The following is a 21,196-nucleotide window of genomic DNA, read 5'->3' on the forward strand; positions in this document are numbered from 1 at the left end:
TCTTGCCTACAACCTTACGCCGCGCTGAACAACTTGTGCGGATCGATCACAAACTTCTTCGGCACGCCCGCATCGAACTCGCCATACCCCTTCGGCGCGTCGTCCAGGCTGATGACCTGCACACCCACGATTTCGGCAATGTTGATACGGTCCCACATGATCGCCTGCATCAGTTGGCGATTGTATTTCATCACCGGAGTCTGGCCGGTATGGAAGCTGTGGGATTTAGCCCAGCCCAAGCCGAAGCGGATGCTCAGGCTGCCCATTTTCGCTGCGGCATCGACCGCGCCCGGGTCTTCGGTGACGTACAGGCCGGGGATGCCGATCTTGCCAGCGACGCGGACCACGCCCATCAATGAGTTGAGCACAGTGGCCGGGGCTTCGTGCTTGACGCCGTCATGGCCATGGCCGCGAGCTTCGAAGCCTACAGCGTCGACCGCGCAGTCGACTTCAGGCTCGCCCAGCAGCGCGGCGATCTGCTCATGCAGCGGAGTGTCCTGGGACAGGTCGGCAATTTCGAAGCCCTGGGCCTTGGCGTGGGCCAGGCGGACCGGATTCACGTCGCCGATGATGACCACGGCCGCGCCCAACAGGCGAGCGGACGCAGCGGCCGCCAGGCCAACCGGACCGGCACCGGCGATGTAGACGGTGCTGCCCGGGCCAACGCCGGCGGTGACGGCGCCGTGGTAGCCGGTGGGCAGGATGTCGGACAGGCAGGTCAGGTCACGGATTTTCTCCATGGCCTTGTCACGATCCGGCAGCTTCAGCAGGTTGAAATCGGCGTACGGCACCAGCACGTATTCGGCTTGGCCGCCGGTCCAGTCGCCCATGTCGACGTAACCGTAGGCACCGCCGGCACGGGCCGGGTTGACGGACAGGCAGACGCCGGTGTGCATTTCCTTGCAGGAACGGCAGCGCCCGCAAGCCACGTTGAACGGTACCGATACCAGGTCGCCGATTTTCAGGTTCTCGACGTCGCTGCCCTTCTCGATCACTTCACCGGTGATCTCATGGCCCAGGACCAGTCCGGTCTGGGCGGTGGTACGACCGCGCACCATATGTTGGTCGGAGCCGCAGATGTTGGTGGAGACTACGCGCAGGATGACGCCGTGCTCGATCTTCCTGCCGCGCGGGTCCTGCATTTTTGGATAGTCGATTTTCTGTACTTCGACCTTGCCGTTGCCGAGATACACGACACCACGATTACCGGACATGCTTTCACCTCGCTGTTGTTTTTATGAAACTGCGCTGCCCAGGCAGGCAGCGCGTTGATTGCTCGGGTTGGTGCTTGTGGCTTGTTTCTGTGTTGTCTGTAAGGGCCTCTTCGCGAGCAGGCTCGCTCCCACAGTGGATCGTGGGTGTCAGCAGGATCTGTAGAACGACACGGATCCTGTGGGAGCGAGCCTGCTCGCGAATGGGTTGCGAAGCGGCCCAAAAAGATCTAAAGAACAACCGTGCGATTGGCGTTCAAGAACACCCTTCGCTCAATGTGATACCCCACCGCCCGGGCCAAGGTGAGCCCTTCGATATCCCTGCCCTTGGCAATCAAATCTTCGGGGTAGTGGCTGTGGTCTACCACTTCCACGCCTTGGGCAATGATCGGCCCTTCGTCCAGATCGTTGTTGATGTAATGCGCCGTGGCGCCCACCAGCTTCACGCCTTTGTTGTAGGCCTGGTGATACGGCTTGGCACCCTTGAACCCCGGCAGCAACGAGTGATGGATGTTGATCGCCTTGCCATCAAGCTTGCGGCACAACTCTGGCGACAGCACTTGCATGTAGCGGGCGAGGATCACCAGTTCGGCGCCGGTGTCTTCGATCACCTGCCACACCTGCCGCTCCTGGGCCGGTTTGTCGTTCGGGTCAAGGGGGAAATGGTAGTAGGGAATCTGGTGCCAGTCGGCCAACGGCTTGAGGTCTGGGTGGTTGGACACCACGGCCACTACGTCCATCGACAACTGGCCGATGCGCTGGCGGTAGAGCAAGTCGTTGAGGCAGTGATCGGCCTTGGAGACCATGATCACCACTTTGGGTCGATAGTTGGGCGGGGTCAGTTCGAAGACCATGCCAAAGGCTTCGGCACGCTCGGCCAGGCCGGCGCGGAAACTCTGCTCATCGAAACCGTCAGGTTGGCGAAACTCCACGCGAATGAAGAAGCGCGCCGAGAGTCGGTCGTCGAACGAGTGGTGTTCGGTGACGTAGCAGCCCTGCTCGAACAGAAAGCGGGTCACCGCGTCCACCGTGCCGAGCACGCTGGGGCAATCGGCAGTCAGGATCCATGTGTCTGGGGCGCGGCTCATTGCGGTGACTCCTGTTTGTTATGGACAAATCCCCCGCTAAGCACAGAACCCCTGTGGCGAGGGGATTTATCCCCGCTGGGCTGCGGAGCAGCCCCTAGACCTGCTACTTCAGAGTGTCAGGTTGATCACATCAAGCTTTTGGGGCTGCTTCGCAGCCCAGCGGGGATGAATCCCCTCGCCACAACAGTGTTCAGCTTTAGCCTCTGTGTATCAGGCCTGCACGCTCAACCCATACTCCGCCGCGGCATCCTGCAACCACAGCCACCAGTAGTCGGAGAAGCTGCGGCGGATCACCAGTTCCCAGGTGTCTTCAGCCGTATGGCGGATCACCAGTTGCGACTTGGCGAACACCGTGCCCACGGCTTTGCCCACCGGGAAATTGCTTGGGTGTACATCGTAGCTGGTGGATTTCATCAGCACGTCGCGCACGTTCGGGCCGGACAGTTCGAGGATCTGCTGGCCGCCGCTGACATTGACGATCTGGATGTGCAGGTCGCCGAGGGCTTCACGCAGCTTTTGCTCGGCGGCGAACTCCTCGCCGGTGGGCACCACCAGCAGCCATTCATCCGGGCCGAGCCATTGCAGGCTGGTTTCGCCCTTGATGACGACGGTCAGCGCGGCCGGCAATTCCAGGCCCAGGGCCTTGTGCACGCCAGCGGCGAACGCTGGGTCATGGCCGTCGCCACGGATGGTCAGGTGGCCCAGGAGTTTTTTCTCGCGCACGGTCACGCCGGCGTTCTTGCGACCCTTGCCCACCTGGCTTGCGAGGTCGGCATGGTGCAGCGACGACTCGGCCTTGGCCCCGGTGGTTGGGCGTTGTTGGTACACGTTGACTGCGGTCATATGGAGCACCTGTCTGAATACTATTGAGCCAACCTTGTGGCGACCTTCAGGCCGTCATCGCGAGCAAGCTCGCTCCCACAAGGGTTACGCGGTCAACTGTGGGAGCGAGCTTGCTCGCGATTGCGCCCCACAGGATCTCAAGCCAATCAGATGTTCTGCCGATCCCCCTTCGGATCGAAGAACACCGAAGAAACGATCTCTGCCTCGATCACCCGGCCGTCGGCCAATGGCGCGAACACCCGCTCGCCCAGGCGCTTCAAGCCACCCTTGACCACACCCATCGCAAACGAATAACCCAGAGAGTTATGCGCATAGCTGGAGGTGACGTGGCCGACCATCGACATCGGGATCGCCTGCTTGGGGTTGAACACCAGCTGGGCGCCTTCCGGCAGCCAGACATTCGGGTCGATCGGCTTGAGCCCCACCAGTTGCTTGCGATTTTCGCGCACGCAATCTTCGCGATTCATCCCGCGCCAGCCGATCCAAGAGAACGGCTTGGTGCGGCCGACGCACCAGCCCATGTTCAGGTCGTCCGGGGTCATCGAACCGTCGGTGTCCTGACCGACGATGATGAAGCCTTTCTCAGCCCGCAAGACGTGCATGGTCTCGGTGCCGTACGGGGTCAGGTTGTATTTCTTGCCGGCCTCGACGATCTGCTCGAGCACACCCATGGCGTAGTCGGCCTGCACGTTGATCTCGTATGACAGCTCACCGGTGAACGAGATACGGAACACCCGCGCCGGCACGCCGCCCACCAGGCCTTCCTTCCAGGTCATGAACGGGAAGCCGTCCTTGTCCAGGTCGATGTCGGTGACTTCGCTCAGCAGCTTGCGGCTGTTGGGCCCCGACAGGGTCATGGTTGCCCAGTGGTCGGTGACCGAGGTGAAGTACACCTTCAAGTCCGGCCATTCGGTCTGCTGGTAGATCTCCAGCCATTGCAGCACACGAGCCGCGCCGCCAGTGGTGGTGGTCATCAGGAAATGGTTGTCCGCCAGACAGGCTGTCACGCCGTCGTCGAAGACCATGCCGTCTTCCTTGCACATCAGGCCGTAGCGGGCCTTGCCCACGTCGAGCTTGGTCCAGGCATTGGTGTAGATGCGGTTGAGGAACTCACGGGCATCCGGGCCCTGGATATCGATCTTGCCCAGGGTCGAGGCGTCCAGCAGGCCGACGCTGTCGCGCACGGCCTTGCATTCGCGCTTGACTGCGGCGTGCATGTCTTCGCCGTTCTTCGGGAAGTACCAAGGGCGCTTCCATTGGCCGACGTCTTCGAACTCGGCACCGTTTTTTACATGCCAGGCATGCAGCGCGGTGAAGCGCACCGGCTCGAAAATGTGCCCGCAGTGACGGCCGGCCACCGCGCCGAAAGTCACCGGCGTGTAGTTCGGACGGAACATGGTGGTGCCCATCTGCGGGATGCTCACGTTCAGCGAACGGGCCGCGATGGCCAGGCCGTTGACGTTGCCCAGCTTGCCTTGGTCAGTGCCGAAGCCCAGGGCGGTGTAACGCTTGACGTGTTCCACCGACTCGAAGCCTTCGCGGGTGGCGAGTTCGATGGCGGCGGCGGTGACGTCGTTTTGCAGGTCGACGAATTGCTTCGGCGCCCGAGCGGTGGTTTTTTCGTGGGGCACCTGGAACAGCGCCAAGGTCGGTTCTTCGTGACGGCTCAGGGCTTTGGGCAACACGCCCTCCACTGCCTTGAAACCCGCTTCGCTGGCCGCGCGCACGCCGCCTTCGAAACCGTCGGCCAAGCTATCGCCGAGGCTGTACACACCATTTACACCGCCGACGCACACCCGTTTCTGCGGAGCTTCGCCCGGTACGAAACCGAGGATGTCTTCACGCCAGATCGGCTTGCCGCCCAGGTGCGAAGCCAGGTGGACCACCGGGCTGTAGCCGCCGGAGCTCGCCACCAGGTCGCAGTCCAGCCATTCGCCGGGGCTGGTGACTGTATGGGCGCGCACATCGATCGCGGCAACCCGTGCCCCGGTGACGCGCTTGCTGCCACGGGCCTCGATCACGGCGCTGCCGGTAAGAATGCGGATGCCCTTGGCGCGGGCTTCTTCCACCAGTGCGCCACGTGGGTTGCTGCGGGCATCGGCCACGGCCACCACTTGCAGGCCGGCGTCGAACCAGTCCAGGGCCACGCGATAGGCGTGGTCATTGTTGGTGCTCAGGACCAGTTTCTTGCCCGGCGCCACGCCGTAGCGGCGGATGTAAGTAGAAACCGCGCCAGCCAGCATGTTGCCCGGCACATCGTTGTTGCCGTAGACCAATGGCCGCTCGCAGGCGCCGGTCGCCAGCACCACGCGCTTGGCGCGGACCCGGTTGATGCGCTGGCGAACCTGGCCGATCGGAGCGCGATCACCCAGGTGATCGGTGAGGCGCTCATGGATGGTCAGGAAGTTATGGTCGTGGTAGCCGTTCACCGTGGCGCGAGGCAGCAACACCACTTCCGGCATCGAGCGCAGTTCAGCCACCGCGGCAGCGACCCACTCGGTCGCCGGCTTGCCGTCCAGACTCTCGCGGGAATCGAGCAGGCTGCCACCGAACTCTTCCTGCTCGTCAGCCAGGATCACGCGCGCACCGCTGCGGGCCGCGGCCAGTGCGGCGGCCAGACCAGCAGGGCCGGCGCCGACGATCAACACGTCGCAGTGACGGTTCATGTAGTCGTAGGTGTCCGGATCGTTCTCGGTCGGCGAGCGACCCAACCCTGCGGCCTTGCGGATGTACTTTTCGTAGGTCATCCAGAACGATTGCGGGTACATGAAGGTTTTGTAGTAGAAGCCCGGCGGCATCAGCTTGCCGCCGACCTTGCCGAGAATCCCCATCATGTCGTTGTTCACGTTCGGCCAGCCGTTGGTGCTGGTGGCGACCAGGCCTTGGTACAGCGCTTGTTGCGTGGCCCGTACGTTCGGAATCTGGGTGGCTTCGGTGGCACCGATCTGCAGCACCGCGTTCGGCTCTTCGGCGCCGGCGGCGAAAATGCCGCGCGGACGGGAATACTTGAAGCTGCGACCGATGATGTCGACACCGTTGGCCAGCAGCGCGGCGGCCAGGGAGTCGCCCTCGAAGCCTTTGTAGGTCTGGCCGTTGAAGGTGAAGCTCAGCACTTTGTTACGGTCGATCCGTCCGCCGTTGGACAGGCGATTGATCTGGCTCATACCTTCTCTCCCAGAGCCTGCGCGGCCGCTTTCGGACTGTCAGCCTTGTCGGTGAATTGCGGCTTTTGACCGATCTTGTAGGTTTCGAGAATTTCGTAGGTCACGGTGTCCCGGGTCGCGTTGAAGTACTGGCGGCAACCGGCGGCATGGATCCACAACTCGTGATGCAGGCCGCGAGGGTTGTCGCGGAAGAACATGTAGTCGCCCCACTCCTCGTCGGTGCAGGCGTTCGGCTCCAGTGGACGCGGGATATGCGCCTGGCCGGATGCATGGAATTCCTCTTCGGAGCGCAGTTCGCCGCAGTGAGGACAGAAGATGTGCAACATGGGGATTTCTCCTGTTAGTGGGCGACGGCAGCAGCGCCGTGTTCGTCAATGAGTGCGCCGTTGTGGAAACGGTCGATGGAAAACGGCGCGGCCAGCGGGTGCATTTCACCCTTGGCCAGGCTTGCGGCAAACACGTTGCCCGAGCCAGGTGTGGCCTTGAAACCACCGGTGCCCCAACCGCAGTTGAAGAACATGTTCGGCACCGGGGTCTTGGAGATGATCGGGCAGGCGTCCGGGGTGGTGTCGACGATGCCGCCCCACTGGCGGTTCATGCGCACCCGCGAGAGCACCGGGAACATTTCGACGATGGCCTGGATGGTGTGCTCGATCACCGGGTACGAACCACGCTGGCCGTAGCCGTTGTAGCCGTCGATACCGGCGCCGATCACCAGGTCGCCCTTGTCGGACTGGCTGATGTAGCCGTGTACGGCGTTGGACATGATCACACTGTCGATGATCGGCTTGATCGGCTCCGATACCAACGCTTGCAATGGATGGGACTCAACCGGCAGGCGGAAGCCCGCGAGCTTGGCCATGTGCCCGGAGTTACCGGCGGTCACCACGCCGACACGCTTGGCGCCAATGAAGCCCTTGTTGGTTTCAACGCCGATGCACACGCCGTTTTCCTTGCGGAAACCGATCACTTCGGTCTGCTGGATCAGGTCCACGCCCAACGCGTCCGCCGCCCGGGCAAAGCCCCAGGCCACGGCATCGTGACGGGCCACGCCGCCGCGACGCTGGACGGTGGCGCCCATCACCGGGTAGCGGGTGTTTTTCGAGCAATCCAGGTATGGGATTTCGTCGGCCACTTGCTTGGCGTTGAGCAGCTCGCCGTCCACGCCGTTGAGGCGGTTGGCGCTGACGCGACGCTCGGAATCACGGATGTCCTGCAGGGTATGGCACAGGTTGTAGACGCCACGCTGGGAAAACATCACGTTGTAGTTCAGGTCCTGGGACAGGCCTTCCCAGAGTTTCATCGCATGTTCGTACAGGTGGGCCGACTCGTCCCACAGGTAGTTGGAGCGCACGATGGTGGTGTTGCGCGCGGTGTTACCGCCGCCCAGCCAGCCCTTCTCGACCACGGCCACGTTGGTGATGCCGTGCTCCTTGGCCAGGTAGTAGGCGGTCGCCAGGCCATGCCCGCCACCGCCGACGATGACCACGTCATAAACCTTTTTCGGCGTCGGCGTGCGCCACATCCGCTGCCAGTTTTCATGGTGGCTGAGTGAGTGTTTGAAGAGGCCGAAGCCCGAATAGCGTTGCATAGTCATTTACTCCAAAACCGACTCAGCGATAAACCGGGAAGTCCGCGCACAGGGCCGCCACTTGCTGCGCGACATTGGCCTCGACATCGGCATCGCCGAGGTTGTCGAGGATGTCGCAGATCCAACCGGCCAGCGTGACGCACTGGCTGACCTTGAAACCGCGCGTGGTCACCGCCGGGGTACCGATACGCAGGCCCGAGGTCACGAACGGCGATTGCGGGTCGTTCGGCACGGCGTTCTTGTTGACGGTGATGTGGGCGCGGCCCAGGGCGGCGTCGGCGTCCTTGCCCGTCAGGCCCTGGCGAATCAGGCTGACCAGGAACAGGTGATTATCGGTGCCGCCGGATACCACATCGTAGCCACGCTTGATGAACACGCCAGCCATGGCCTGGGCGTTTTCGATCACTTGCTGTTGATAGGCCTTGAAACCTGGTTCCAGGGCCTCCTTGAAGCACACGGCCTTGCCGGCGATCACGTGCATCAGCGGGCCGCCCTGGGCGCCGGGGAATACCGCGGCGTTGAGCTTCTTCTCGATTTCTTCGTTGGACTTGGCCAGGATCAGACCGCCACGGGGACCGCGCAGGGTCTTGTGGGTGGTGGTGGTGACCACGTCGGCGTACGGCAGTGGGTTCGGGTACAGGCCGGCGGCAACCAGGCCAGCGACGTGGGCCATGTCGACGAACAGCAGCGCACCGACCTTGTCGGCGATCTGGCGGAAGCGTGGAAAATCCAGGGTCTTGGAGTAGGCAGAGAAACCGGCAACGATCATCTTCGGCTTGCACTCGACCGCCAGGCGCTCGACTTCGTCGTAGTCGATCAGGCCGGTGGTGGTGTCGATGCCGTATTGCACCGCGTTGTAGAGTTTGCCTGAGGACGACACTTTCGCACCGTGAGTCAGGTGACCGCCGTGGGCCAGGCTCATGCCCAGGATGGTGTCACCGGCTTGCAGCAGGGCCAGGTAGACGGCGCTGTTGGCCGACGAACCGGAGTGGGGCTGGACGTTGGCGTAATCGGCGCCGAACAACTGCTTGGCGCGCTCGATGGCCAGGGCCTCGACCTTGTCGACGTGCTCGCAGCCACCGTAGTAGCGCTTGCCCGGATAGCCTTCGGCGTATTTGTTGGTCAAGCCGCTGCCCTGGGCCTGCATCACACGCTTGCTGGTGTAGTTCTCGGACGCGATCAGTTCGATGTGGTCTTCCTGGCGTTGCTCCTCGGCATTCATCGCCGCCAGCAGTGCATCATCGTAGCCTTGGATTTGGTCTTGCTTGCTGAACATCGCGTCTCTCCCAGCGGCGGCGGTGCGCCTTTCGTCTCGGTGAGGCACGGACCGTTTCGGTCGTGCCCTTTGGATGCGATGGTATGGCCGGCGCAGGCAGGTCAAATGCCTATGGACGCCACGCAAAGGTGCGTTTACGACATGGGATCAAATGGAATCGAGCACCTTCCCTTGTGGTGAGAGAACAAGGGTTATGCAAAGGCTTGGCGAACCGCGAGCAACAGCAGAAAGTGCGCGGGATAGAGCAGATAGGCCCAACGTCGCATCGGCACCGGATGAAAACGACCCGCGTGTCGCAAAAGCACCAGGCCCAGCCCTGGCGCGATCAGGCAAGCCACCAACCCCCACAACGCCACCGCATCCCCCAGCCACGCGGCGCCATACAGCACCCGCCATTGATTGGCCGCCACGCACACCAGTCCCGGCAGCAAGGCCAGAAACAGCGAGCGCTTGAACGCCAGCAATGTCGCCAGTGGCAGCAGCACCCCATAGAAGCCAAACATCAACCGCGACGAAAACAGCGCCGCCAGCAGCAACGCCATCGCGGCCAGGCATCGCGCTTCCAAGGTGGGCGTCTGCCAACAACGCGCTACCAATAACCCAAGCACCAACGTAGGCATGACATTCAAGGTGGCGGGGGCGGGAATGAACAAGCGATAGGGAATTTCGCTGACGGCGCTGAACAGCAACAGCCAGCCCAGGTAGCGCCACGCATCGGTGCCGGCGGCGCCGCCGCTGCGCGCCAGGTTTGCCGCCATCGCCAGGCAGAACCACGGAAACGCCAACCGCCCCGGCACATACAGCCAATCGACGGAAAAACCGACATATCGCAGATGATCGAGGACCATCGACAACAGTGCCAGCCACTTGAGCAGGTCCAGGGCGCCGTCGCGTCGACTCATGTGCGTCGCGGCCCTGGGGCTTTGTGATTTTCTGACAGAAACATCTCGTATGTTCCCCCGCTAATCTTGGGTAAAGTGCGCACCAACATAGACCACGGCGTTGCGCACTCAAGCACGCCGGACCAAGGAACCCCCATCCGGGAATTCCGCCAGGGATCTCTTACCCAGGACTCTCTAATCAAGGAGCACGGCCATGACCGACAAGAGTCAACAATTTGCCAGCGACAACTATTCCGGCATCTGCCCTGAAGCCTGGGCGGCCATGGAAGAAGCCAACCAGGGCCACCAGCGCGCCTACGGCGACGACGAGTGGACCCATCGCGCGGCGGATGATTTCCGTGCCTTGTTCGAAACCGACTGCGAAGTGTTCTTCGCGTTCAACGGCACGGCGGCCAACTCCTTGGCGCTGTCCTCACTGTGCCAGAGTTATCACAGCGTGATCTGCTCGGAAACCGCCCACGTCGAGACCGACGAATGTGGCGCGCCGGAATTCTTCTCCAACGGCTCCAAGCTGCTGGTGGCACGCACCGAGAACGGCAAGCTGACGCCCGACTCGATCCGCGAGGTCGCCCTCAAGCGCCAGGATATCCACTACCCCAAGCCGCGCGTCGTGACCCTGACCCAGGCCACGGAAGTGGGCAGTGTCTACACGCCGGAGGAAATCCGCGCCATCAGCGTCACCTGCAAGGAGCTGGGCCTGAACCTGCACATGGACGGCGCGCGATTCTCCAACGCCTGCGCCTTCCTCGGCTGCACCCCGGCCGACCTGACCTGGAAGGCCGGCGTGGACGTGTTGTGCTTCGGCGGGACGAAGAACGGCATGGCGGTGGGCGAAGCAATTCTGTTCTTCAACCACGACCTGGCCGAAGACTTCGACTACCGCTGCAAACAGGCCGGGCAACTGGCGTCGAAAATGCGCTTCCTGTCCGCGCCCTGGGTCGGCCTGCTGCAAAACGACGCCTGGCTCAAGCACGCCCGCCACGCCAACCGCTGCGCGCAATTGCTGGCGGAGCTGGTCAGCGACATCGAGGGCGTGGAACTGATGTTCCCGGTCCAGGCCAACGGGGTGTTCCTGCAACTCTCGGAGCCGGCTATCGCCGCGCTGACGGCCAAGGGCTGGCGCTTCTACACCTTCATCGGCAAGGGCGGCGCACGCTTCATGTGCTCGTGGGATACAGAAGAGGCGCGGGTGCGGGAATTGGCGGCGGATATTCGGGAAGTGATGGCGGGCTAGGAAATATTGCAGGTTCACCTGTGGCGAGGGGATTTATCCCCGCTGGGCCGCGAAGCGGCCCTGAAATCTGCGGACGCGATGTATCAGATTGATCGAGTTGATTGCTTTAGGGCTGCTTCGCAGCCCAACGGGGATAAATCCCCTCGCCACAAGAGCTCATCGCGCGCCTGAGAGAACGGATCAAAACTCGATCCGCACATCCCCCTTCGGCACGCTGCAGCACGACAGGATATAACCCTCGGCCTCGTCGTCCTCGGTGATCCCGCCGTTGTGCTCCATGTCCACTTCCCCGCCCAGCTTCAACACCTTGCAAGTGCCGCAGATGCCCATGCCACAAGCCTTGGGGATCATCAGGCCGAGCTTGGCGGCGGCCGCGTGGACGGTTTCGCCCGGTGCTACGCCGATGCTTTTGCCGGAGGCGACGAATTCCACCTGGTGCAGGTCCGCCTGGTCAACTTCCGGTGCGTCAGCGGCCTGTTCGGCCTGTTCCACCGCATCGGCGCGGGCTTCCGGTGGCGTGGCGCCGAAGGATTCCTCGTGATAACGCTTCATGTCATAGCCGGCGGCTTCCAGCAGGCGCTTGACCGCACTCATGTACGGCGTCGGGCCGCAGCAGAACACTTCGCGCTCGAGGAAATCGGGCACCATCAATTCCAGCATCTTGTGATTCAAGTATCCGCGGTACCCGGCCCACGGCTCGCCCAGGCCATGTTTTTCGCAGATCAGGTGCAAGCTGAAGTTGTCGATCCGCGACGCCATGTGCTCCAGCTCGCGGTGGTAGATGATGTCCTTGGGCGAGCGAGCGCTGTGGACGAAGGTCATGTCGACGTTAGCGTTGGTATCGTAGAACCAACGCGCCATGGACATGCACGGCGTAATTCCCACGCCACCGCTGAGGTAAAGCACTTTCGGACTCGGGAAATCAATGGCGTTGAACAGCCCCACCGGCCCGTGCACCGCCAGTTCCTGGCCCTCGTGCAGCGTATCGTGCAGCCAGTTGGAAACCTTGCCCCCCGGCACGCGCTTGATGGTCACCGAGAAGCTGTAGGGCACCGACGGCGAACTGGAAATGGTGTAGGAACGCATGATCGGCTGGCCTTCGATTTCCAGCTCCAGGGTGACAAATTGCCCGGGCTTGAAAAAGAACATGATCGGCTGGTCGGCCATGAAACAGAATGTGCGCACATCCCAGGTTTCCTGGATGACTTTGACGCAACGAACGATATGTCGGCCATTGGCCCAGGTCTGGGTGGTGACCGGGTTCAGGAAATTATTGGACATGCTGATCTCCACGGCCGACTGTCGGCCTTAATGATGGCGATTGTGCTTAGGCGCCTGTACCGCCATTTACCTATCTGCGACATTCACATACTTATCGCGACCAGCCCCCAACTACCGGGGCTTGCGCGTCGGGAACAGATTGGGCCATGTCGCCCATGGATAAGGTTGCGCCCCTGCGCGGCCCCACACTCGCCCCAACAGACAATCACAAATTTCTGCCTTGCGTAGCACAACCGATCAGCCACTTTTTTGATGGTCTCGTAGAGGACCATGAGGACAAAACGATGGACGTCACCACCACCCTGAGCCTGGGCGATCCGCTGGAACCCGCACGCAAGGCCACCGCGCAGATGCTGCAAGAGCGCGAGCGCACCTTTTCGCTGCCGCAGCCGTTCTACTCCGATGAGCGCCTGTTCGATATCGACATGCAGGAAATTTTCCAGAAGGAATGGTTGATCGCCGGCATGACCTGCGAAATCCCGGCGAAGGGCAACTACCTGACGCTGCAGATCGGCAAGAACCCGATCATTGTGATTCGCGGCGCCGAGGGCATGGTGCATGCCTTCCATAACGTCTGCCGCCACCGTGGTTCGCGGCTGTGCACCAGCGACAAGGGCAAGGTCGCCAAACTGGTCTGCCATTACCACCAGTGGACCTACGAACTGGACGGTCGCCTGCTGTTCGCCGGCACCGAGATGGGTGCCGACTTCGACATGAAGCAGTACGGCCTCAAGCCGGTGAACGTGAAGACCGCCGGCGGCTACATCTTCATTAGCCTGGCCGAGAACCCACCGGCCATCGATGATTTCCTGTCGACCCTGAACCACTACATGGAACCCTACGACATGGAGAACACCAAGGTGGCGGTGCAAACCACCTTGATGGAAAAGGCCAACTGGAAACTGGTGCTGGAGAACAACCGCGAGTGCTACCACTGCAACGCCTCGCACCCTGAACTGCTAAAAACCTTGCTGGAATGGGACGACGTCACCGACCCACGCGCCGACCAGGCGTTCAAGGACCACGTGGCCGCTTCCGCCGCCGCCTGGGAAGCCGAGAAGATCCCTTACGCCCACGCCAGCTTCGGCCTGCGCAACCGCATCGTGCGCATGCCGCTGCTCAAGGGCACCGTGTCGATGACCATGGACGGCAAGCAGGGCTGCGCCAAGCTGATGGGCCGCATCAAGAACCCGGACCTGGGATCGATGCGCATCCTGCACCTGCCGCACTCGTGGAACCACTGCATGGGCGACCACATCATCGTGTTCACCGTGTGGCCGATCAGCGCCCAGGAAACCATGGTCACCACCAAGTGGCTGGTGCACAAGGACGCGGTCGAAGGCGTCGACTACGACGTAGAGCGCATGCGCCAGGTCTGGGACGCCACCAACGACCAGGACCGTCGCCTGGCCGAGGAAAACCAGCGCGGCATCAACTCCACCGCCTACCAGCCGGGCCCGTACTCCAAGACCTATGAGTTCGGCGTGGTGAATTTCGTGGATTGGTACAGCGAGCGCCTGCTCAACAACCTGGGGGCCGAACCTGCGCCGTACCTCAAGGGCGTTCCGGTCCAGGGCTAAGTCAGAAGCATCGTTGGATCGCCGCCCGGAGCAAGCTCGCTCCCACAGGTTCTGTGACCGACACAGAACCCTTGTGGGAGCGAGCCTGCTCGCGATAGCGGCCTGACATTCACCGACTACCTGGAAGACCACCGCACACTGCCATCCTCCCCATAAAACGTCTCGACAATCTCCTCCCCCCTCAGCTGAACCTTCACATACCCATTCAACACCCGCTCCGGATACGTCTCGTCCCCCGCCAGTTCAGTTTCCGACCATAGCACCCGGGCATGCCCGTTCAACTCGCTGGTGGTGCCATAGGGAATCGCCCCGTGCCCGGCGCAGCGCGCATGCAGCCCACCTTGGGGTGCGTAACAGATGCCATTGTGCAAATGGCCCCAATACCAATAATCCGGCTCGCGCCCCAGGGCGTCGCAGACCGGTTGATAAAGCGCGGTCTTGTTGTGCCCTGAAATGTCGAAGCCTTGGTGATGACTGAGCACCATGAGCTTCTTGCGCTTGGGCAGGGTTTTCATCCACTCGATCTGCTGGGTGTTGAGGGTGCCGTCCATGTACAGGTTCATTGCGTCCGAAGCGTAGGCACTGTCGAGCCCGACCACCAGCCAGTCGTCGTTGTACAAGGCGAAATAACTGGTGCCCTGTTGCACCGGAAAACGCGACGCCAGCTCCTTGAAGTAGCCATGGGCGCCGCTGTACATCTCATGGTTGGAGTTGAGGGTGAACGACCCATGCTTGCCCTGCGGCCACCCGGCCATGTCGACATCTTCCTGGGAATGCGTGCCGGCGTAGTAGACATCGCCCAGGTGGATGGTGAAGTCAGCCTGGGCCAGTTGCATCTGGTTGGCGACGGCCACCGCGGGTGCGTGACTGTCGAACGGCCCGGTGCCCCAGTCGCCTGCGATGGCGAGCACCACGTCGTTGTCCATTTTCACCAGCGCCGGGGTGGTGGCGAACGTCGCGTGGTGGCGCAGGTTCTCAATCCATTTGAGCAGCGCCTCGCTCCACAGCAGGTCCAGCAATTCCCATTTGCGGCACCCCAGCAAGGTGCCGTCCTTGAGTACTCGAGTGCGCAGTTCGTCTTCACTTTGCGGCAAGGCGCTGGCGTTGCCGATCTTCAGGATCGACAAGCCATGAGCGAGCTCCCAGGGCACGGCCGGCTCATCGTCCGGCAGATCGCCGTGATCGATGACGTGCCGGGCCTGGTCATGGCCTCGCTGCAGCAGCTTGACGATGGCCTGGAATTCCTCCGGTTCCAGGTCGTTGACGAGTTTTTTCCAGGACATTTCCAGCCGCGTGACCAACCCATGCAGGCGGACCTTGACCTTGTCGAACTCATGTTCCCAATGATGCAGTAATGACATGTGGACGCTCCTTCGTTGTGCCCTGGGCTACAGGGTCTTCATGAATTCGATCAGGGCCCGCTTGTCGACGTCCGACAGTTGCGTGCCATACAGGTGACCGCCGTTGTGATTGCCTTCCAGGCGGGTGTCGTATTTGAAATCGGCCGACGCCTTCATCTGCGCGCCGCTGGTGATGAAGCCGACCTTCTGCGGGTCGTAGATATCGGAGCCGGTGTAAAAGACTTGCGGACGCTGCTCCGGCGCTTGCAGCAAATCCCACAAGGTCGGCACCGAACCGTTGTGCAGGTACGGCGCACGCAACCAGATGCCGTCGGTGGGCGTGTTGCTGTAGCTCTGGGTCTTGCGGTAGGCGCCAAAGTCGAACGGTGGTTTCTTGAAGCCGTGGAACGCGCTCACCAGGCCGGTGGTAAAGGAGTTCAGGCGATGGGGATCGGTGCCCAACTGGTCGATATTGGTGGTGACTTGCCCGGTATCGCTGCGCCCGAAATCGTGGCAACCGGCGCAGTTTTGATCCCAGATCGGCTTGCCCTGGGCAACTTTTCCTTGGTCCAGGGCGAACGGCCACGCCGGCGCCTTGTGGCCAAGCAGCCAGTTGGTCACGCGGTTGAAACTAGGCGGCAGTACCGATCCCGGCGTCGCGCCCACGGCCATGGCGGCGGCGTAGTTGCGTTCGTGGATCTTGTTGTTATTGCCGTCCCAGTGCAGGTACATGGATTCGCGAGGTTTCTGGTTCCACACCTGGGGCAAGTCCACGGTGCCGATGGTGGAGTCATCCGGGAAGCCAAAGACCACCATCTTGGTCGGGTTGAAGGTGTCGGTCCGCCCTGGCCCCTGGGCCGGACGCAGCTTCTGCCAGGCATAGGCCTGCTTCTGCTTGAGCAACGCGCTTTTTGCCATTGGGATGATCAGGTAGCGGTTGTAGAGCTTTTCGAAAAAGCCCAGCTGGAACTTGCCGTTGATCGCCGCCATGACGGCGTCGGGGGTGAATTTCGGGTCGCTGGCACACTCGTAGGCGAACCATTGGAAGGCTTGCAGTTGCAGGGTATTGGCCGGCGCGGCGGCGACGGGCACCGCGACGTCGGAGGCATTGGCCCGATACGAACCGGTATGGCACAGGGCGCAGTTCGGCTCCACGGTGGGGTAGCCGAGCTGCCGCTTGGCCATGCCGATGGGCAGGTCGTTGCCATTTTCATAGAGAAAACCGAACACCTCGTAGCCGCCTGGCTTGGGCATTTTTTCCGGACACATCTGCGGCAGCACGGCGAACAGGTAATAGGGAATCCGCGCCTCGATGCCCAGGCCGATGGCGGCGTATTTGTAGTGATCTTCATCGGATGCAAAGTCCGGTTGCGGCACTTCCCGGATCATCTGGTACCAGGTCTGGTAGCCGATGAAACCCAACAACAAGACCACCACCAACGTGCCGACCCTGAACGCGTGGCTCTGCCAGCGCAGCGCCCAGCCGGCGCGCCACTCGCGCCAACCGGCCTGGAGCAAGGCCAGCGGACGGTTGGCCACCGGGCTGCCCAGGTAAAGCAGCACGCCCAGGATCAGGAACATGCTCAGGTCGCCCATCAACATCGGCACGAACAACGAGCCCTGGTTGTTGGTGTTGATCAGGTAGATCCAGAACACCACCGCCACCAGCCGCGACAGCACGCACAACCACGAATGCACCACGAAACGCGGCGCGTTGAAGCCCGAAGGCATGTAGAACAGGCTGATCCCCACCAGCAACATGCCGGTGTTCTCCAACCAGGGATCGGACAGCACGGGGGGCAGGCCAAGCATGGACGTCAGCAACGCCGGCGCGAACAGCGCCGGGATCGCGAAGACCATGTTCATGACGATGCCGATCCAGATGATGCGTTGGAACCAGCGGATGTGAGCGTTCATGGCATCCTTTTCCTTATTCTTGACTCACCACAAAACCCATGTGGCGTGGGAGCTTGCTCCCGCTGGGCCGCGTAGCGGCCCCCAAGACTTCAAAAGCGACGACTGCTTCGCAGCCGAGCGGGAGCAAGCTCCCTCGCCACCGAGGGCAGCCAGCTAGCCCAGCGCCGTTTTCTCCAGATGCTCAAGAATGATCGGATACACATCCACCACCGCATCCTTGCCGAACATGCAGTCGATGTGACCGTAGCCGGGTATCTCGTGGCGGCTGAACAGTTGCGGGCCATGCATGTCGCACAGCCGCTCGTAGGTCTTGAGGGTGCTTTGCGGCAGGTAGCACTGGTTGTCGGCACCGCTGATGAAGCAGATCGGCAAACTCAACCGATCGAAATGCGGCATGTAGACGTCGTTGCCCTTGAAGTCCACCAGATGCCCCTTGCGCACGATCAACGCCAGATGCTCGAAGGTCTGGATGTTCGACTCGCCGAACAACTCGTGCAGGTTGTCGTGCAGGGTTTCGTTGAGGGTGTCGTGGCGGTACAGCGAGGCGTACATGAACGTGATGCGATGGCAGACCGGGTTGGTGCAATAACCCTGAGCCTCGATCCGGGCATAGCCATTGAGGGCCTTGTCGTAGAGTTTGTTGAACCAGCTTTCCTTGGTGTCGGCGTAGGCCGTCATGGATTTGATGCCGATGGCATCGAGCACTCCCGGCAGGTGCAGACCGGCCTTGAGCCCCGTGGCGGTGGCGACCACCGTGTCGGCCGCGATCTGCGAGCAAACCACCGAACGCACGCCCTGCAACCCGGCGAGCATCGACATGAAGAAGGTCGTCGCGCCATAGCAATGCACCACGCATTGCACGTCGCGGGCCAGGGTTGCCTGCTGGATCTGCTCGATGGCCGCCTTGAAGTCATACTGGGCCACCTGGTCGCCATTCCATTCATGCTTGCTGGCCGGCAGCAGGATGCTGACGCGCAGGTCCAGTAGCCAGACGTCATATTCGTGCTTGCACAGGTACTCCAGCAGGTTGGTGTGGATGGTGTCGGTGGAGAAGATATTCGAGCCCACGCCTAGGCCATGCACCAACATCACGGGGCCTTTGCTGCCAGCTTGGTAGCGGGTCAGGCGAAGCTCGACGTTATCTTCGGTCTGGAAGAAATGCACCACCGGGGCCGGCGCATCCAAGGGGCGCTTCAAGCGTGGCGGCGCGTCCGGGTTGAAGTAGACGTCGCCGGCGAAGACGCCGCCGTAGCTTTCCCACAAGATACCCGCGAAGAACTTGCCGAACCGCGCCAACGCCTCCACGCGCTCGCGCTCATTGCGGGCGTTGAGCACTTTCATGGTGGTCATCTGCTTGGCGAAGTCGGCCGGCAGAATGTGCATGACGCCGGAGCCGAGCACCGCGCCGGTCTTGTCCGGCCCGCGATAAAGCGTGACGTACAGCGTGCTGGTGTCGTGCCAGATGTTCAGCACGCCGTTGTCCTCGGGCACGGTCTTGAAGGCGCTGAAGTAATAATCGCTGCCGTCTTCGGCGGTCAGCTTCATGTCGTAGTTCATGTGCCGCACGCCGACCTGTTCCTGGTATTGCTCGAACAGGTTGAATACGCCATTGCTGGCAACCAGGGGCTTGGGCGACAGCAGCGGCGCATCGAGGGTGCCCACCAGCGTCGCGGCGTGCTCCGGTTCCTTGATCAGGCGATTGAGGTCGGCGGCGGTGATGGTCAGGGTGAACTCAATGGGTGAGTTATCGGCCTGGCCGCGCTTGGCCGCTGCTTCGTAAAGGCTGAGGTCGGTGCCTTGGGGCTGGGTGAACGCCGTGGAGAAGAAGCCCTTCATGGTTTCGGTGAACTGCACGCCGAGGGTTGGCGCCGCCACCGGTTTGCGCGGCGCCGACGGTAGCGTGTAATCGATCAGCCAGCCGCGATCAGCCGCCAGCAGCCCCATGTTGCGCTCACTCACTGCTGAAATCGTCAGCAAGGGATTGACCGCCAGTGAGGTCGGAATCACCGAGCCGTCCGTCACATACAGGCCCGGGTAGACGTCGGTGCCGCTGGCGCCGCTGAACACCTGGCCCTTGTGGTTGACCACGCCCTGGACCGCGTCCTCGCCCATCACGCAACCGCCCAGTGGATGAACCGAAACGATGCTGTGCTTGAGCAACTTGGTCCAGATCGGATTCTCGACCCAGATCCCGCCCAGGGCCTTGGTGCTCTGGTGCAGGCGCTCGTTGCCAAGCGTGACGTTTTCCTGCTCGCCGACACCGGGCCAGTCGATGCGCAGTTGGTCCTTGTTATCGAGCACCATGCGGCCCTTGCCGTTGTCATGGCTCATGATCAAATAGGTCTGCATGTTGTGCAGCGCGCCGTAATACGGCCCACGCAGGAAACTCTCGGCCTCGCGGCCCTTGTACTTGAGGCTGGCACCGAAGCCGGTGTCGGTGGGCACGCCGATCGTTTCGGCGAACGCCGCCATGCTTGGCACCATGGCTCGGCCGAGGGCGCCGGGGATCGAGCCTTCCTCGATCACCATGCGGCTGCGCCAGTCGCCCTCGGTGCGCATGTCGATGACCGACGTAATGCATGGCCCCACCGGCTCGAGTTCCTTGGCCGAATGGGCGCCAAAGCCGATGCCGTTGATCACTTGATCGCAATTGTGGCCGAAACCGAGGATGTCACCGTTGCCGCTCATGTTTTCGCCCAACTGGGCGGACATCGACAGGCCCTTGTCCCGCGAGCGCAGCATGATTTCGGTGGAACCCAGGGTGCCGGCGGACACCACCACGATGTCCGCGCGCACAAAGAGCGTCGGCGCCGAAAACATTTCGCGACCGCTGTCCAGGTATTGGAAATGCACGATCCAGCCGTCACCCTCGCGCTCCAGGTGACGCACCTCGGCCTGGCAGAAAATCTCGGCGCCATGGTTCCAGGCATCCGGCAGGTAGTTCATCAGCGTGGTGTTCTTGGCCTTGTTGTTACAGCCCGAGACGCAGTCGCCACAGCCATTGCACGGCAGTTGCTCAACGCCGACGTGATTGAGATTGTTGGGCAGCTTGTCAAAGGTGACGTTGATCGGCGGTTTGTAGAAGTGGGCGCCTTGCTTGAGGTAGTCCGCCGACTTCTTGTGGGCGTCGAGCTTGGGCAGGTTCGGCGAGGACGCCGGATAAGGGTTGGGCTTGAGCATTTCACGGGCCCGGGCGTAGCCGTCCTTGAGCAACGTATCGCTGTGCTCGCGCATCGCCAGGGGCCAGCGCGGGTCCTCGAAGACACCGGGCTCGGCTTCCAGCGCAACGTTGGCGTTGATCAGCGAGGTACCGCCCAGGCCACACCCGACCACGACGTTCTGCTGGGCGTTGACGTGCAGGTCGAACAACCCGGTGCGCGAACCGATGTGGCCGTCCGGGTCATGCACCTGCAATTCTTCGGTGGCGGCGAGCAAGGTGTTGGGATACTCGCCGGGCTGGATCTCCCGGCCGCGCTCCAGCAGACAGACCTTGCGCCCGGCCCGGGACAAGCGTGACGCGGCGATACCGCCGCCGTAGCCGGAACCAATGACGATAACGTCGTAGTGCTCCTTGATTTCACTGATGGGGGTCGAGATCCGTGTCATGTTCAAGTCCTCTCAGGCAGAAGGGGCAACTCTGCGGTTGCCTGTAAATTCACAGGCGCAGGAACGCCTGGCCACTATCCCGTATGGGTTGAAGCGGCAGTCAACGGTGACTGGGGAAAAGCTCAGGTGTTATAGGCGTGCACGCTGATTGGCCCCGCGACGA

The 21,196-nt window shown here is 62.0% G+C and carries 14 protein-coding genes; 2 read left to right on the top strand and 12 right to left on the bottom strand.

The annotated features are described in order from the left end of the window. Positions 1-14: 14 nt before the first annotated feature. From fdhA to ACLK1G_RS07945, 8 genes are all read right to left on the bottom strand, one after another. Entirely contained in the window at positions 15-1,214 is a 1,200-nt protein-coding gene (gene fdhA, locus ACLK1G_RS07910) for a formaldehyde dehydrogenase, glutathione-independent (protein ID WP_420764932.1), read from the bottom strand. Positions 1,215-1,441: 227 nt separating this feature from the next. Further along, positions 1,442-2,299, bottom strand: a complete 858-nt coding sequence (gene purU / locus ACLK1G_RS07915) for a formyltetrahydrofolate deformylase (protein WP_420764933.1) — start codon at positions 2,297-2,299, stop codon at positions 1,442-1,444. A gap of 210 nt (positions 2,300-2,509) precedes the next feature. Next, complete coding sequence (locus tag ACLK1G_RS07920) at positions 2,510-3,142, bottom strand: sarcosine oxidase subunit gamma (protein WP_420764934.1); 633 nt, start codon at positions 3,140-3,142, stop codon at positions 2,510-2,512. Positions 3,143-3,288: 146 nt separating this feature from the next. Next, positions 3,289-6,306 (bottom strand): sarcosine oxidase subunit alpha, encoded by a 3,018-nt coding sequence (locus ACLK1G_RS07925; RefSeq protein ID WP_420764935.1) that lies wholly within the window; start codon positions 6,304-6,306, stop codon positions 3,289-3,291. Continuing rightward, a complete protein-coding gene (locus ACLK1G_RS07930; protein WP_420764936.1) occupies positions 6,303-6,632 on the bottom strand; it encodes a sarcosine oxidase subunit delta in 330 nt (109 codons plus the stop codon). The genes ACLK1G_RS07925 and ACLK1G_RS07930 overlap by 4 nt, the downstream gene beginning before the upstream one ends. A 14-nt stretch (positions 6,633-6,646) precedes the next feature. Next, positions 6,647-7,897 (bottom strand): sarcosine oxidase subunit beta, encoded by a 1,251-nt coding sequence (locus ACLK1G_RS07935; protein ID WP_030139293.1) that lies wholly within the window; start codon positions 7,895-7,897, stop codon positions 6,647-6,649. A 22-nt stretch (positions 7,898-7,919) separates the two neighbouring features. Further along, complete coding sequence (glyA, locus tag ACLK1G_RS07940) at positions 7,920-9,173, bottom strand: serine hydroxymethyltransferase (protein WP_420764937.1); 1,254 nt, start codon at positions 9,171-9,173, stop codon at positions 7,920-7,922. Between the two features lie 191 nt (positions 9,174-9,364). Continuing rightward, a complete protein-coding gene (locus ACLK1G_RS07945; RefSeq protein ID WP_420764938.1) occupies positions 9,365-10,075 on the bottom strand; it encodes a TraX family protein in 711 nt (236 codons plus the stop codon). Between the two features lie 193 nt (positions 10,076-10,268). Here ACLK1G_RS07945 and ACLK1G_RS07950 point away from each other — a divergent pair, with 193 nt between their 5' ends. Continuing rightward, the gene (locus ACLK1G_RS07950) at positions 10,269-11,309 is read left to right on the top strand and encodes a threonine aldolase family protein (RefSeq protein WP_420764939.1); all 1,041 of its coding nucleotides are present in this window, start codon (positions 10,269-10,271) and stop codon (positions 11,307-11,309) included. Positions 11,310-11,489: 180 nt separating this feature from the next. Here ACLK1G_RS07950 and gbcB read toward each other — a convergent pair whose 3' ends face one another. Continuing rightward, positions 11,490-12,590 (bottom strand): glycine-betaine demethylase subunit GbcB, encoded by a 1,101-nt coding sequence (gene gbcB, locus ACLK1G_RS07955; RefSeq protein WP_420764940.1) that lies wholly within the window; start codon positions 12,588-12,590, stop codon positions 11,490-11,492. A 284-nt stretch (positions 12,591-12,874) separates the two neighbouring features. On the opposite strand from gbcB, the gene gbcA reads away from it, so the two are divergent. Beyond that, entirely contained in the window at positions 12,875-14,170 is a 1,296-nt protein-coding gene (gene gbcA / locus ACLK1G_RS07960; protein WP_420764941.1) for a glycine-betaine demethylase subunit GbcA, read from the top strand. A gap of 116 nt (positions 14,171-14,286) precedes the next feature. Here the strand turns inward: gbcA and ACLK1G_RS07965 are convergent, their stop codons facing one another. From ACLK1G_RS07965 to ACLK1G_RS07975, 3 genes are all read right to left on the bottom strand, one after another. Next, a complete protein-coding gene (locus tag ACLK1G_RS07965) occupies positions 14,287-15,531 on the bottom strand; it encodes a metallophosphoesterase (RefSeq protein WP_420764942.1) in 1,245 nt (414 codons plus the stop codon). 27 nt (positions 15,532-15,558) lie between these two features. Beyond that, positions 15,559-17,427 carry a c-type cytochrome gene (locus ACLK1G_RS07970; protein ID WP_420764943.1) on the bottom strand — a complete coding sequence of 623 codons (1,869 nt, stop codon included), beginning with the start codon at positions 17,425-17,427 and terminating at the stop codon, positions 15,559-15,561. Positions 17,428-17,580: 153 nt separating this feature from the next. Beyond that, positions 17,581-21,033 (bottom strand): GMC oxidoreductase, encoded by a 3,453-nt coding sequence (locus ACLK1G_RS07975; RefSeq protein ID WP_420764944.1) that lies wholly within the window; start codon positions 21,031-21,033, stop codon positions 17,581-17,583. Positions 21,034-21,196 lie beyond the last annotated feature (163 nt).

This window comes from Pseudomonas algeriensis (assembly GCF_048847255.1).
In the GTDB taxonomy this organism is placed as follows: domain Bacteria; phylum Pseudomonadota; class Gammaproteobacteria; order Pseudomonadales; family Pseudomonadaceae; genus Aquipseudomonas.

Coding starts and splice junctions, on each gene's coding strand:
- ACLK1G_RS07970 (WP_420764943.1), bottom strand. CDS start 17,427: ATGAACGCTCACATCCGCTGGTTCCAACGCATCATCTGGATCGGCATC.
- glyA (WP_420764937.1), bottom strand. CDS start 9,173: ATGTTCAGCAAGCAAGACCAAATCCAAGGCTACGATGATGCACTGCTG.
- ACLK1G_RS07935 (WP_030139293.1), bottom strand. CDS start 7,897: ATGCAACGCTATTCGGGCTTCGGCCTCTTCAAACACTCACTCAGCCAC.
- fdhA (WP_420764932.1), bottom strand. CDS start 1,214: ATGTCCGGTAATCGTGGTGTCGTGTATCTCGGCAACGGCAAGGTCGAA.
- purU (WP_420764933.1), bottom strand. CDS start 2,299: ATGAGCCGCGCCCCAGACACATGGATCCTGACTGCCGATTGCCCCAGC.
- ACLK1G_RS07920 (WP_420764934.1), bottom strand. CDS start 3,142: ATGACCGCAGTCAACGTGTACCAACAACGCCCAACCACCGGGGCCAAG.
- ACLK1G_RS07925 (WP_420764935.1), bottom strand. CDS start 6,306: ATGAGCCAGATCAATCGCCTGTCCAACGGCGGACGGATCGACCGTAAC.
- ACLK1G_RS07965 (WP_420764942.1), bottom strand. CDS start 15,531: ATGTCATTACTGCATCATTGGGAACATGAGTTCGACAAGGTCAAGGTC.
- ACLK1G_RS07950 (WP_420764939.1), top strand. CDS start 10,269: ATGACCGACAAGAGTCAACAATTTGCCAGCGACAACTATTCCGGCATC.
- gbcB (WP_420764940.1), bottom strand. CDS start 12,590: ATGTCCAATAATTTCCTGAACCCGGTCACCACCCAGACCTGGGCCAAT.
- gbcA (WP_420764941.1), top strand. CDS start 12,875: ATGGACGTCACCACCACCCTGAGCCTGGGCGATCCGCTGGAACCCGCA.
- ACLK1G_RS07975 (WP_420764944.1), bottom strand. CDS start 21,033: ATGACACGGATCTCGACCCCCATCAGTGAAATCAAGGAGCACTACGAC.
- ACLK1G_RS07930 (WP_420764936.1), bottom strand. CDS start 6,632: ATGTTGCACATCTTCTGTCCTCACTGCGGCGAACTGCGCTCCGAAGAG.
- ACLK1G_RS07945 (WP_420764938.1), bottom strand. CDS start 10,075: ATGAGTCGACGCGACGGCGCCCTGGACCTGCTCAAGTGGCTGGCACTG.